Annotated in this window: 11 protein-coding genes; all 11 read right to left on the bottom strand. The window is 65.6% G+C overall.

All coding sequences use genetic code 11. From position 1 onward, the window contains the following. Window positions 1–91: 91 nt before the first annotated feature. A complete protein-coding gene (locus tag QQK43_RS08965) occupies window positions 92–1051 on the bottom strand; it encodes a TonB-dependent siderophore receptor (protein ID WP_234267639.1) in 960 nt (319 codons plus the stop codon). Beyond that, a complete protein-coding gene (locus tag QQK43_RS08960) occupies window positions 1051–1392 on the bottom strand; it encodes an STN domain-containing protein (RefSeq protein ID WP_234267640.1) in 342 nt (113 codons plus the stop codon). Before QQK43_RS08960 ends, QQK43_RS08965 begins: the two co-directional genes overlap by 1 nt. Window positions 1393–1647: 255 nt before the next feature. After that, window positions 1648–2178 (bottom strand): sigma-70 family RNA polymerase sigma factor, encoded by a 531-nt coding sequence (locus QQK43_RS08955; RefSeq protein WP_284307471.1) that lies wholly within the window; start codon window positions 2176–2178, stop codon window positions 1648–1650. 99 nt (window positions 2179–2277) lie between these two features. Further along, window positions 2278–4728 (bottom strand): TonB-dependent siderophore receptor, encoded by a 2451-nt coding sequence (locus QQK43_RS08950; RefSeq protein WP_284307470.1) that lies wholly within the window; start codon window positions 4726–4728, stop codon window positions 2278–2280. Window positions 4729–5178: 450 nt separating this feature from the next. Further along, window positions 5179–6270, bottom strand: coding sequence for a FecR family protein (locus QQK43_RS08945; protein ID WP_234267644.1), 1092 nt, complete (start codon window positions 6268–6270; stop codon window positions 5179–5181). Beyond that, a complete protein-coding gene (locus QQK43_RS08940) occupies window positions 6267–6926 on the bottom strand; it encodes an RNA polymerase sigma factor (protein ID WP_234267645.1) in 660 nt (219 codons plus the stop codon). Before QQK43_RS08940 ends, QQK43_RS08945 begins: the two co-directional genes overlap by 4 nt. A gap of 572 nt (window positions 6927–7498) precedes the next feature. Next, on the bottom strand, window positions 7499–8437 hold the full coding sequence (locus tag QQK43_RS08935; RefSeq protein WP_234267646.1) for an NAD(P)H-dependent flavin oxidoreductase: 939 nt from the start codon (window positions 8435–8437) through the stop codon (window positions 7499–7501). Continuing rightward, entirely contained in the window at window positions 8434–9429 is a 996-nt protein-coding gene (locus QQK43_RS08930; protein ID WP_234267647.1) for an NAD(P)H-dependent flavin oxidoreductase, read from the bottom strand. The genes QQK43_RS08935 and QQK43_RS08930 overlap by 4 nt, the downstream gene beginning before the upstream one ends. Before the next feature lie 4 nt (window positions 9430–9433). Further along, window positions 9434–10540 (bottom strand): CaiB/BaiF CoA transferase family protein, encoded by a 1107-nt coding sequence (locus tag QQK43_RS08925; protein ID WP_284307469.1) that lies wholly within the window; start codon window positions 10538–10540, stop codon window positions 9434–9436. Beyond that, entirely contained in the window at window positions 10537–12702 is a 2166-nt protein-coding gene (locus QQK43_RS08920; protein ID WP_284307468.1) for an acetate--CoA ligase family protein, read from the bottom strand. The genes QQK43_RS08925 and QQK43_RS08920 overlap by 4 nt, the downstream gene beginning before the upstream one ends. Further along, entirely contained in the window at window positions 12702–13850 is a 1149-nt protein-coding gene (locus QQK43_RS08915; RefSeq protein ID WP_284307467.1) for an acyl-CoA dehydrogenase family protein, read from the bottom strand. Before QQK43_RS08915 ends, QQK43_RS08920 begins: the two co-directional genes overlap by 1 nt. Between the last annotated feature and the right edge of the window lie 9 nt (window positions 13851–13859).

Raw genomic sequence — 13859 nt, 5'->3', positions numbered from 1 at the left:
CGCAAGCTGCTGACCACGCTCAATGCCATGGTCCGAACTGGCAAACCTTGGGACAAATCGCTTCACAGCGCTTGACTTCCAAGACGGTTACTCAGTCGAACGATCCACGCAGTGTGAGCATCGCGCTGCGCGGCGTCCCGTACCCACTGCCATTGCGGGTACCGCCCACGTATTCCCAGTACGTCTTGTCAAACACATTGCCCACATTGAGCGAAGCGCTCCAATGGCGATCGATGCGGTAAGACGCCCTGAGATCCAGAATCGCCCGCCCCGGATTGCGCACCACCGTGACGTAGCTGCTGCTTTGGGCGTTCAGCGACGCACCGATGGTCCAGGCAGACCACGCGCCCGGCAGCGTGTAGCTGGAGGAAACGCGCAGCAAGTTGTGCGGTGCATCCGACGTCAGCGGTGCACCGGCGTCATCGCGGGTTGTCAAATAGGTGTAGCCGGCAGCGACCTCCCAGCCCGGCGCGATGCGGCCGGCGACTTCGGCATCAAACCCTTTGCTGCGCAGCAAACTGGCGTTGCGATAGCAGTCGCTGGTGGAAATGCCGGGGCACCCGCCCAGGTTCTCGGTGTCCAGCACCGCCACATGGCGCTTCTTGGTGTGGAAGAGCGCGAAAGCCACATTCAGTTGGCCTTCCAGCAACGCCCCCTTGACGCCCGCCTCGTGGTTGTCGCCTTCGGCGGGCTTGAGTGCCCCGCCATTGAAGACCGCATATTGCGATTGCGGCACAAAGGTGCTGGCATAGCTGGCATACACCGACCATTGCGGCCCCAGGTCGTACACCAGCCCGGCATAGGGCGTGAACTGGGCATCCTGCTGGTAGTCGCTGGTGACCTGACCCGTGATCAGGTTGTCCGTGTGGTCCCTGTACCAATTGAGCCGGCCGCCCAGATGCAGGTACAGACCCGGCGTGACGGCCAGACGCGTGTTGCCATACAGCCCCAGCAGGCTGGCCTTGTCCTGGAGCTGGCTGGCGTAAGCCGGCGTTTCCGGCTCGGGAATGAGGGCGTGGTTGAAGTTGAAGATGTCAACCGGAATGTTCATCATCGCCATCGTCGTGCGACCGGTGGCCTTCTGGACTGCGGCATCTCGCGCACAGACAAGGGCAGTTTGGTGACCGTGTTCATGCCCACGGAGGTGTAGCTGCCCGATCCTTCGGTGGACCCTTCGCGCTCGGCTTGGACCGTCACGATGACCGGCGCCAGCGTCACCGCTCCCAACACCGGCTGCACAGGCGCGAGCTTCAAGGTGAATACACCTGCCCACGTGCTGTTGATCTGGATGCCAGCCCCCAGGAGCAAACGCTCCAGTGCCTCACGCGGCGCGTAGCGCCCCTGCAGCGCGCGGACACGTTTTCCGGCGACGGACTCTTCCTCGAACAGCACCTGGTGCTTCGACTGATCGGAAAACAGCCTGAGCGCCGCGTGCAGCGGCTGCGCCGGGATGTTGGTGCTCGGCCAGCCAGTCGCGCACGGGCGAGGACCGCCAGGCCAGCCAACCCGCCGGGGTGACCGCGAGCAGAGCGGCCGGCGCTCGACGGTCTCGCCGGAATGCAGCAGAAAAAAACCACTCGGCCGCCTGCAGGGCCACGGCTTCGCTGATGGCCACGGTTTCGGCTGCCGTGCGTTGCGCTGCCACGCTCACCGCTCGGCGCTCAACAGGATGCAGCGCGCCATGGCCTGTGCCATGTAGCGCTTGACGGTGCGCTCGCTCACCGCGAGTTGGGCGGCGATCTCGGCATAACCCAGACCGTCGAGCTGCGCCAGCAAAAAGGCCTGCCGCACCGGGGCAGCCAGGCCGTCGAGCATGGCGTCGACCGCTTGCAGCGTCTCCAGCAGCAGCGCGCGCTGCTCGGGCGACGGCGAAAAGGCCGCGGGCACCTGCGCCAGCGCTTCCAGATACGCCTGTTCCAGCGAGCGCCGCCGGTACAGATTGGCCAGCAGCCGCTTGGCGATCAGCGTGAGGTACGCACGGGGTTCATCAAGCTGCCAGCCGCGCTGCTTCTCGGGCGAGCTTTCGGGCGCGGTGAGCACGCGCACGAAGGTGTCCTGGGCCAGGTCGGCGGCATCGAATGCGTTGCCCAACCTGCGGCCCAGCCACGCCTGCAACCAGCCATGGTGCTGTGCGTACAGAAGCTGCACGGAGTTGGACGCCGGGGCAGATGCGTGCATGACCATATCCCTTATATGCGAATGAATCGCATTTTAAGGCGTACCCAGCCCCTCACGCTGCGGGGCAGCGGAGGGGCATCGGGCCGTCTGCGCAGGCGGTCAGAACTTCGTGTCGAGCGCGACCCGCAACGAGCGCGGCGCGCCGTAGTAGCTGTTGCCGGCGTTGGTCAGGTATTCCTTGTCAAACACGTTGTTCAGGTTGACCGAGATCGTCGTTTTCTCCGACACGGGATAACGCGCCATCAGGTCCACCACCGTGTAGGCTGGCTGGACGAGACGCACGCGGTTGGGCCCCATGTTGTTGGCGTAGATCTCGTTCTGCCAGCGCAGGCCCCCACCCACCACCAGACCACGGGCCAGGGCGTCGAGCTGGTACGAGGTGTACAGCTTGGCGGTGTTCTTCGGCACGGTGGTGTTGATGAGCGTGCCCAGGCGGTCGCGCGTGACGTTGCGGGCGAAGCTGGCAGACAGTTCCCAGCCAGGAGCCACCTGCCCGGCCACCTCGACCTCGAAACCACGGCTCTTGGTCCCGGAGGTCGCGTAATAGGCCTGTGCACCGTCGGGCGCAAAGGTATCCGGGATCGCGATGGCCTTGTTGTCTTCCTCCGTCTCGTACACAGCGGCACCGATGTTCAGGCGGTTGTCGAAGAAAGCGCCCTTGATGCCCACCTCCGTGCTGTTGCCGCTCAATGGATCGATGTAGCGGCCGGTGATGGTCTTGTAGCTTTGTGGCTGAAAGATGGTGGTGTAGCTGGCATAGGCGGACCAGCGTTCGGAAAAGTCGAACACGAGGCCGGCATACGGGGTGATCTCACCGGACGCCTGGCTCAAGCTGTAGGTGGTCGACCCGGTTTTCAGCGAGTGGGTCGATTCGGCCCGCTGCCAGTCGGTGTAGCGAGCCCCCAGGATGACGGAAAGCGCATCCGTTGCGTGCAGACGGGTGGAAGCGAACACGCTGTTGCTGCGCTCGTTCATCGTGCCCGAGCCGACGGTCGGGTTGTCGGGGGCAGCAGGGTCGTTGCCATCCCAGGTGAAGATGTTCGAGATGGCGTTGCTCCAGCCGTCGTGGTACCAGTTGGTGAAGTGGGGACCGTTGCGCCGGGTTCGGGCATGGGTGACGCCCAGCGCCAGATCGTGTTCGCGGCCGAACAGATCAAACTGGCCGTTGGCATTCACATTCACCACGTTCTGATGAGGCTGGTACAGCCAGTGCGTGGCCCAGATGCCAACGCCAGCGCCGGTGACCCGATCCGGATTGCCACTGCTGGCATAGCCCACCAGTTCGTCGGAATCGGTGAGCGTCCGCATGGCCGAAGCCTTGAGCTCCCAGCCGTTGTCGAACAGGTGTTCCAGTTCAACGAAGCCCGAGGTGCTGTGGCGTTTGGAATAGGCCCAGGTCGGTGCCGCGGAATCGGAACGCGCCCATTTCGTGCGCGTGCCGTCGCTGTAAAAAGCTGGCAGCCCGCCGCGGGCATGGCCCGTGGAGTCGTGCCGTTGCTGGCTCAGGCCGGCACGCACCAGGGTTCCCGCGTCAAGGTCCGCCTCGACGACGCCATAGAGCACCGTGCGGTCCTCTTCAAGGCGGTCGATGTAAGACCCGGCGTCCTGCACGGCGGCGACCAGACGGCCACGGACACTGCCCGACTCGTTCAACGGCGTCGAAATGTCGACATCCGCGCGCCGGTAATCCCAGGACCCCAGCTCCAGCCGGGCCGATGCCTGGAAGTCCTTCGTCGGCTTCTTGCGCACCATGTTGATGCTGGCGCTGGGCGAGCCAGAGCCATTCATGAGACCCGTGGCACCTCGCACGATCTCGACGCGGTCGTACAGCGCCATGTCCTGGCTCTGAAAGATGCTGGTGTAGCTCTCCAGCATCTTCACACCATCGATCAGGTAGTTGTCCACCGAAAAGCCACGCGAATAGATGGGCGAGCTGTCCGAGCCGACGTTGCCGTTTTGCGAGACCACCAGACCGGCGGTCTGGGCAACGACATCGGCCAGTTGGGTCAGGCCCTGGTCTTCCATGCGCTGGCGAGTGATCACGCTCACCGACTGCGGCGTTTCCCGGAGGGACAGCCCGAGCCCGATCGCACTGCGCGTCGAATGGGTGGTGTAGCTGCCCGTGCCTTCGGTCGCGACACCTCGTTCGGCCTGTGCCGTGACGACCACAGGCGCCAGCACCGTATCAGCGGCGGCAGCGGCTGCCTGCGGCGCTTTGCGCAAGGTGATGGTGCCTGGCTGGGTGCTCACACCCACCAAACCACTGCCCGCCAACAGGCGTTCCAGCGCTTCGCGCGGCGTGAAGCTGCCGGTGATGGCCGGCGCCTGACGCCCCTGAACCAGGGCATCGTCGAAGAGCACCTGGTACTGGGTCTGCCGCCCGAAGGCTCGCAGCGCGTCCAACAGGGGCTGCGAAGGGTACTGGAACGCTTGCCGTGCGGCTTCCACAGCCGCGGCTTGCTGCGCATGTGCCGGCATGGATGCCAGAACGCCTGCGCCCAGCACGCCAGCCACCAAAAGGGCCGCCAGCGCCGTGGGGCGCAAGGCCATGGGTTGTGTCAGGGGAGCCCCCGCGCAACCTGGTTTCAATCCCCTCACCACGCCCTTCGATACGTCCGTGTGCTTCTTCACTCTGACTGCTCCTGCATGTTTGCCTGTGTTGGTATGCCCATGCACCGCCAATGCGCAGGCACCGGCAACCGCTCCCTTTTCAGGAGTGACAGGCACCCGGCCAACCTGCGCACTGGGCGCACCGCTTTTTTGCGGCTGTTGGCTCGGGAAGGCGCACCGCGGTGCGCTGCAGGCCCTTGGCTGACAGCTCAGGACACCCCGCTGCGGGGGCATCCAGTAAGGAGAAGCAGATTCACTCGCATTTATGGAACCCGCCGCGAAAAATTCTTTTTCTGTCCAGTCATGGCGCACCAAACAGCACACGGCCGCATCGGGTTGCCCCGCACAGCCGTCCCTTCGGCGGGCAGTGGCAAAGTGGCGAGGCGCCCATCAGAGGGGCGTGATGTGCCAGTGCCCGTCGGCCATTTGCTCCACCCGCGCGTCGATCAGGCTGGGCAAGGCCAGCAAAAAGCGCTCCGGCTCACGCAATGCCAACAAGCCCGAAATGGTTGTCGCCCCCAGAGCGTCGCCATCGACGGACACCGGAGCGCCCAGGTAACGGGAGAGCTCCCGTGCGACCTCACGCAGTGGCACCTGCTTGAAATAAAGCTGACCCGACCGCCACTCGGCGACCGCACTGGCCGATGTCGGCACGATGCGATAAGCAAGCGTCCTGTTGTCAATGGCCACCCCGGCACCAGGGCCCATCACCAAGGCCTCCGTATCGGAACGCACACGGTCCACCCGCACGGCCACACGCCCCTGTTGCACCTGAACCACCATGGCGGGCGAGCCAACCCGCACATTGAATGCCGTGCCCAGGACGCGAACCCGGCTGCGCCCACTGTCGACGGTGAAGGGCCTGTCGGCGTCGGGCGCCACCTGGAAGAACGCTTCGCCCTGGTCCAGAAGAACCTCCCGACGCTGGGCGTAATACCGCACCTGCAACGTGCTGCGGGTATTGAGATCAATGCGGGATCCGTCGGGCAACTGCACCGACCGCAGCTCGCTCGGCCCGGTGGCGATGCTCAACGTGTATTGGGGCAGGTAGGCCCAGCGGTACCAGCCGTAGCCGCCGAACAGCCCCATACACAAAAAGGCCATGGCCAGCCCTGCACTCAAGGCGGGTCCACGCGCCCAGCTTCCTCCGCCATGGACCAGGCGCCGCAAAACATGGACCCATCGCGATATCGGGCTGGCCATCCAGCGATCAGAGGCACGCCTGGTTTTTTCCCGGTGTGTATAGGCCTGCGGGAAATGGTGCCGAAGTTCGGCCGCGTCACGCCAGGAGCGTTGCACGCTTTCGAAGGCGGCCCGGCGTTGCGGATCGCCGGCCAGCCATATCGCCAGTGCCTGCTCATCCTCGGGCGTCCAGCCATCCTGTTGTCGTCGCACCCACCATTCACCAGCCTCATGGCTCCGACGCAGCCGCGCCTCCAGGCTCTGCACCGGCGACGCTTCGTCTGCACGCAGCAGACTCACAGCGAACCTCCGCCGGCACCAGCCGCGCCCGATGGCTCACCGTCATCGGCACTCAGCATCGCGTGCACAGACTGCAAACGCTTCATCTGTTCCACATTGGCAAACTGAACCCGGGTTTCGCAATAGGCGACGGCGCGCGCCAGGTGCTTGACCACCATGCGCAGCGAGATGCCCATTTGATCGGCCGTCTCCTGCACGGTGTAGCCTTCCACACGGTGCAGGAGAAACGCCTCCCGCTGGCGCTGGGGCAGCTCGGTCACAGCCTGGTGCAGGCGCGCCAAACGCTGGCGTTGCTCAAGCCCTTGCCCGATGCCCGCGTCCTGCGGTACCGCATGCAGCTCGTCCTCGCAATCCGCGTACGACACCAATTGCACGCCTTGCGCCACCGGGCCTTTGTGCCAAGCCTGCGCCGCCACGCTGCGCAAAGTCTGCCGCAGGTAGGGCTGCTCCTCGTCGGGTGCCAGCGCCTTGCCGGCGGCCGCCATGCGCACGAAAACCTCCTGCGCAGCATCCTCGACCTCCGCCGGGCTGCCGAAGTAGCGGCGCAGCATGCGCATCACCGGCGCATGCCAGCGGGCGTACAAGCTGGCCAGATACAGATCGTTGCGCGGCACGACCGCATTCGCCACCGCACCGCCCCCGGGTTCCCGGATCACCGCCCGGCTCCGCGACCTGCGCGGGCCAAGGCCATGCGCTCCCCGCAGGGAGTACAGATGCCAATGCCAGCAACGAGGAGGGGCCAAAGAAAGTGGTGCAACACGCGGAATCCAGAGGCCGCCCCCTCGCATCACATCACGCCTCGCCGCACCCACCGTCAGACGATGGGAGCAGGAAGTCGCGCCAAGGGCAGCGGATATTGATGCCTCATTTTACTGAGATTAATTCTCATTCATTGAAATTTCACCCATCTCAGAAGCTTCCGCGTAGGGTCAGCGCCACACTGCGCGGCTCACCATACCCATTGCCGCCACGAGGCGTGCCCAGCGTCTGGTAGTAAAGCTTGTCGAACAGGTTTTTCGCATTCGGGGCCAACGACCAGTCGCGGTTGAAGCGCGATGGCCAACGGGCATGCCACGACACATGGCCCCTCCGCCGCATGGCAAAGGGTGAACCGCCCGCGGCGGTTCACATGGACCGCTTTCGGCCATGCTGTTGCCCCCCGCTTGACACCCACGGGAAACGGAGAGGCTGGCCGGATTGGCCACTTCCCGCCGCCATCGCGCCGACATCAACCCGCACGCACAAACTCAGATCGCAAGGCCTCAACCAGCTCGGCAACCGACGGAACAGACGTCACAGCAGACACGGTATGACCCGCGCTCCAAAGGTCTTGCCATCGCTGAATGACCGCGGTGTCTGCGCCCCCGCCGAATTTTTTCCTGGCCTCGGCCACCGTCACCGTTTCGTCCAACTCGGCCGGATTCAGGCCAACACGCTCAATCGAAGGCTTCAGAAAGTTGGCCGGCAGGCCGGTGAATGCACGGGTGACCAACACGTCATCAAGCGAGGTCTCCATGAGCATCTGCTTGTAGGCGGGTGCCCCCAGACTCTCGCGCGTGGCCACGAAGCGTGTACCCAAGGAGCCCAGGTCGCAGCCCAGCACCGTGGCGGCTTTCAACGCCACGCCATCCGACATGCCACCGGCCAGAACGATGGGGCCGTCGAAAATCGCCCGCACGGCGCGCACGAAGGAGAACGGATTGGCCCATCCGGTGTGCCCCCCGGCGCCCGCCGTCAGCAGGACCAGGCCATCGGCTCCGGCTTCGATGGCACGCTCGGCGTGGTGCACCGAAGCCACATCCGCCAACACCATGCATCCCCCATCGTGCAAAGCCGGAATCACGGCGGCGGGCGAACCCACGCTGGTGATGACCACTTCCGTTCGGTGCTGAACGATCAGTTTCGCTTCCGCCATCACGCGCTCCGGGTCGCGGCGCATGATGAGGTTGGGGCAAAACGGTGCGCGCCGGGGATTGTCTGAAGCGGCTCGACCAAGCCGCCCCAGCCAGTCATCGAACTCGTCCAGCGAAGCGCAGTTGGCGGTTGGAAACGCGCCCACCACACCCGCCTCGCAGGCGGCGGACACGAGCTCATAACCCGACACCCGCAGCATGGGCGCGGCAATTGCGGGAATGCTCAGGCGGTCCAGGAAAGGCAGCTTGTTCATCTCTTTGGCATCCGGGAATCAAATGTTTGAAAGGCGTGTTGGGCTTCATGGATAAGACCCGACACGATGACCGACAGGGGCTCGATACGATGAGCAAATGCGATGGCAGGACCGAGCGACAACATGCCCCGGTTCCAGTCGCCGGTGGCATAACAACCATCGCGCACCGTGGTGCCCTTGATGAGGTCACCGAAGGCAGCATGGTCCAGTGCACCCGAGCGTTCGAGCGCCTCGATCTGTCGCGCGGTGTCGTTGCTCAACACCCGCCAGGTGTTGCCCAGCGACTGCAGGACCCGCACCGTGGCGTGTTCATCGCAGGTCAGCAGATGCGCCTTGTAGTCGGGGTGGACGCTGATTTCTTCACAGACCAGAAAGCGCGAGCCCATCAACACACCGTCCAGCCCCTGAACCAGCGCGGCGGCGATCTGGCGACCGTGGCCAATGCCCCCGCCCAGCACCAGCGGCACACGGAACCGGCCCACGGCCAGCGCCCCCATCAACATGGCCGGCAGCTCGTTCATGCCGGGGTGACCGCCCTCCTCCATGCCGATCAAGGCGATCGCATCGGCGCCCGCGCGCTCGGCAGCCAGGCCATGCCGGATGCTGGAGGCCTTGTGGATCACGGTGGCACCCGCGGCGTGCAGCGTGCCGATGAGTCCGTCGGGTCGGTAGCCCGCAGTCTCGAAATGGCGCACACCATGGGCCAGCGCGATCTCGACCCAGCGCTGGACCGAGCGGTTCGCCTCGGGACGGCTGGAGAGGGTCAGGTTGACCCCGAAAGGCCGGCCCGCGCTCAGGTCGGCGCACAGGTCGAGCGCCTCGGCAAACGCGTCGTCGCTGGCAAAGGAGCGCGGCGTGATGAAGCCCATGCAACCGGCACGAGCCAGCGCGGCCACATACCGGGCGTCCGACAGCCACATCAGCCCGCCACCCAGGATCGGGTATTCGATGCCCAGCAGCTCGGTCAGCCGGGTGCGAAACGGCGCTGCCATCAGCTCAGACGCGGGCACTGCCGAGCGCAGGCACCGGTCCCAGCACACCCTCGCTCATGCCGGCCAGGGGCACGGGAAAGCGCACTAGGGGCAGGTTGTCGCCGGCTTCGAACTTGTCGCGTGTCGCGAACTGCGGCAGCGCGGCCAAGCCGGAGGGCTCAACCACCGGGGCCACCGGCACGTCGTGCCGACTCAGCAGCTCGAACAGCGCGTCGGCGTCCCGGTCTTTCACGGCGTCGGCGATACGCTGGTTGATGGCCTGCGCATGGGGCTTGCGCCGCTTGAACGACCGGTACGCCTCACCATCGAACGGCGCCAGATCAATGGCCTCACAGAGACGTTGCCAGAAGTGGTCTTCCAGCGCCGCGATAGAGAGGTGGCGGCCGTCGAGACAGGCGAACGCGCCATAGGCCGGCTTGACCAACGTCACTTCGCGCTGCGCTTCCAGCGTCTCCGCGCCGCCTTCCCGGTAGGTGCCCAGACGCGGGTTCATCCAGTGCAGGGCGCAGTCGGCCAATGCCACGTCGAGGTGCTGACCGAGCCCCGTACTTTCCCGCTGGAACAAGGCGGCCAGCGTGGACGACAGCGCATACATGGCACCACACAGGTCCGCCACCGGCAGACCCGCCCCCAGTGAGGGCGGACCGCCCGCTTCCCCCGATACGGCCAGCACGCCAGCAGCCGCCAAATAGTTGATGTCGTGCCCGGGCAGGTGGGCCCAGGGGCCCGACTGCCCATAGCCGCTGAGCGAGACATAGATCAGGTGCGGACAGTCGGCTTGCAGCGACGCGAAGTCCATCCCCAGACGCGCCATCACGCCCGGCCGGTATGACTCGACCAGGATGTCGGCGGACACCACCAGTTGACGCACCTGGGCACGCTGGGCCTCGTCCTTCATGTCGACCAGCAGGCTTTCCTTGCCCCGGTTGACCGCCGCAAATCCCCCCGCGCCCAGTCGGCGCGCATTGTCGCCATGGGGCGGGCGCTCGATCTTGATGACGCGTGCGCCCATCTCGGCCAATGCCTGCGTGAAGAACGGGCCGGGCAGCAGTTCGCTGAAGTCGACCACGGTGATGCCCGCCAGCGGCGGGCGCGTGGAAGGGCCCGTCATGCCGATGCCTTCTGTTCGGCGCGCTCGATGATGACGGCGTCGAGCGGCAAGGCCCCTTCGCCCTCGGCGCCCAGCCACACGGGGTTGAGATCCATCTCCTCGATGCGGTCGGCGTTCGCCACCACAAACGCAGACACTTTCAACAACAGCGCCTTGAGTGCCTGGAGGTCGGCCCGCGGCCGCCCGCGCGCGCCGTCGAGCAGCGGGAAGCAGCGCATCTCACGCACCATGGCCGCCGCATCTTCCGCTCCGATCGGCAGCATGCGGCGCGTCACATCGCGCAGGATTTCCACGTAGATGCCGCCCATGCCGAAGGTCATCACATGACCGAACACCGGGTCCCGGGTCACGCCGATCATCAGCTCCACGCCGCCCTGGGGCGCCATCTTCTCGATGAGCAAGCCATCGATCGTGGCATCGGGGCGGTGGTGTGCCGCCGAGGCCATGATGTCCACCCAGGCGGCCGCCACCTGCTCGGCGGTTTTCAGCCCCACCTGCACGCCGCCGATGTCCGATTTGTGCACGATCTGTCCGCTGGCGATCTTGGCCACCACCGGGAAACCCATCGCCGCCGCCTTCGCCACGGCCTCTTCCTGGCTTCGGGCCAGGGCGTTGGGCAGCACCGCGATGCCGGCCTCGCGCAACTGGCGCTTGCCTTCAAGCTCCGACACCGAGCGTGTGGCCGACGCGGGCGGCAGCACCGAGGTGAGCGTGACCGCAGACACGCCCGACTGGCTGCGCTTCCAGCGGCCATACGCCACCCAGCGCCGCACCGCACTCAGGCCTTTGCCCACCGAACGCGGCGGCGCAAAACCATGTTCCACCAGCATGCGGTAGCCCTCGCCCATGCGATCGCTCATCCAGATCGGAACAATCGGGGTGGTGCAGTTCTTTTGCGCGGCAATGATGGTGCGCGCCATCTGGATGGTGGTCTCGCCGTAATCCAGGGTGATGGGCACGATCACGCAGCCGAGGTTCGGGTCGCTGGCCACCGCGCCCAGCGTTTTCTCGATCAGTTGCGCATCGCTCAGCACCACCGCCGTGGTGTCCACCGGGTTGTCGATCGCCGCGTAGTCGGGCAACAGCTCTTTCAGAAGCGCCCGCGTTTCGGGTGCGAAGGTGGCCAGCCGCAGGCCCCGCGTGCCCACCGCGTCGGCCGTCAGTGCGGCGGTGCCGCCCGACGAGGTGTAGATGCCGATGCCGTCCTCGGGGCCTGGCATGGCGCGCGCGAACAGCCAGGCCGTGTCGACCAGTTCGTCGATGTCGTCCACCTCGATCACGCCGAACTGGCGGAACACCGCACTGTTCACCTCCGCCGAACCGGTCAGCGACGCGGTGTGCGACTGCGCCGCGCGCTGACCGTATTCGGACTTGCCCACCTTGAACGCGATCACCGGCTTGCCATTGGCCGCCGCCCGCTGGATGGCGGCGACGAACTTGGCGCCGTCCTTGATGCCTTCGAGCAAGGTGACGATGACCTTGATGTCCGGCGCGTCGGCCATGTAGTGAATGAAATCGGCCACCTGCAGGTCCACCTCGTTGCCGGTGGACGCCCACAGTCCGATGCCGATGCCCCGGTCCATAGCCTGCATCACGTTGCGACCCAGACCGCCGCCCTGGGTGGCCAGACCGATCGGCCCCTTGATCAGGTCGTGCGGGAACGAGGGGGAGAAGGTCAGACCCAGGCGGTGGTTGACGTTGGTCAGTCCCGGGCAGTTCGGACCGTAGATCCGCATGCCGCCCGCGTCGGCGATGGCCTTGAGGCGAACCTGCGCCTGCTCGCCTTCTTCTCCGGCCTCGCCAAAGCCGGAAGTCAGCACCACGGCGAAGGGCACGCCCCGGCCGGCGCACTCCTCCGCCACGGCCAGCACGCCCGCCACCGGCACCACGATCACCGCAATGTCGGGTGTGACAGGCAAGGCGGCCACGCTGGGCCAGCATTTTTGCCCCCGGATCTCGGTCTTGGTCGGGTTCACGAGAAAAATCTCGCCGTCGAACTCGGAGTGGTCCAGCAAGTTGCTCAGGGTACGCTCGCCAATGCTGTGAAGGCGATCGGAGGCGCCCACCAGAGCAATCGAGCGGGGGTGAATCAGCCGCGTCAAATCGGTCAACGTTGTCTCCAGAGGTCTTGTGTTTTGGGATGAGGCTGCGGTGCTCACCATCAGGCGATGGCCGACATGCCCAGAATCTCGCGGCCCACGATCAAGGTCTGCACCTCGGTCGTGCCTTCGGGGATCGTGCCGCCGCGCGTGTCCCGAAAAATGCGTTCGATGGGGTAGTCGGTTGCATAACCCAGTCCGCCGTGCACCTGCAAGGCCATGCTGGCTACCTCGTGGGCGGCTTCGGTGGCGTACAGCTTGGCGATGGAAGCGGCCGTGCGGGCGTCCTGCCCGGAGTCCAGCGCGGCGGCGGCGCGCAGGCCCAACGCCCGTGCAGCTTCCACGCGAACCGTCATGTCCACGATGAGCTTCTGGATCAGTTGGAAGCTGCCGATGGGCTTGCCAAACTGCGTGCGCGTGCGGGCATGGTCGATGGACAGGTCGAGCGCCGCCTGCGCAGCCCCCACCGCCCCCATCGCGATGTTGACGCGGGCACCATCCAAGCCCTTCAACATCTTCTTGAGCGCCTTGCCCTCTTCACCCAGCAGGTTCTCGCGCGGCACCTTGACGTTGTCGAAGTTGAGTTCGGCCGTGCCGGTGCTGCGCAACACCATGGTGTCGACCGGACGCACTTCGTACGGCGACACCTCGCGTTCGACCAGGAAGGTAGAGAGCTGGCCGTCGCAGTCGGGGCTGAAGGTGCGCGCCACCACGATGCCGAAATCGCCAAAGACGCCGTTGGTGATCCAGAGCTTGCGGCCGTTGAGCACATAGTGGTCGCCCTGGAGGTCGGCCCGCGTCTGCACCTGGGCGATGTTGGAACCGGTGCCCGGTTCGCTGATGGCGTTGAACACGCGGCGCTCGGAAGCCATCAGGGGCTTGAGGAATCGCTCCTTCTGCTCCTCGTTCGCCTCGGCCGCCAGCTTGTGGATGGCGGCGTTGGTGATGTTGACCATGGTCCGGAGCGACAGCCAGGTGTAGCCCGCCTCTTCCATCAGCATGGCCCAGTTCATGGCGTCCAGCTCCATGCCACCGAGCGACTCCGGCAAACGCCCGCCGATGTAGCCGAACGGGGTCAGCGCCTTGAGCAGCTCGAAGGGAAAGGTCTTGGCCTTGTCGTGTTCGGACACGAGGGGGGCGACTTCGCTCTTCATGAAGCGGCGGACACTGTCGCGCAACATCTCCTGGTCGGCATCGGCAACAAAATACATGGGTGGGTC

This window comes from Hydrogenophaga electricum, assembly GCF_030160815.1.
In the GTDB taxonomy this organism is placed as follows: Bacteria; Pseudomonadota; Gammaproteobacteria; order Burkholderiales; family Burkholderiaceae_C; genus Hydrogenophaga; species Hydrogenophaga electricum.
Note: the sequence above shows the minus strand (reverse complement) of the source record. Positions and strands in the feature narration are given on the sequence as shown.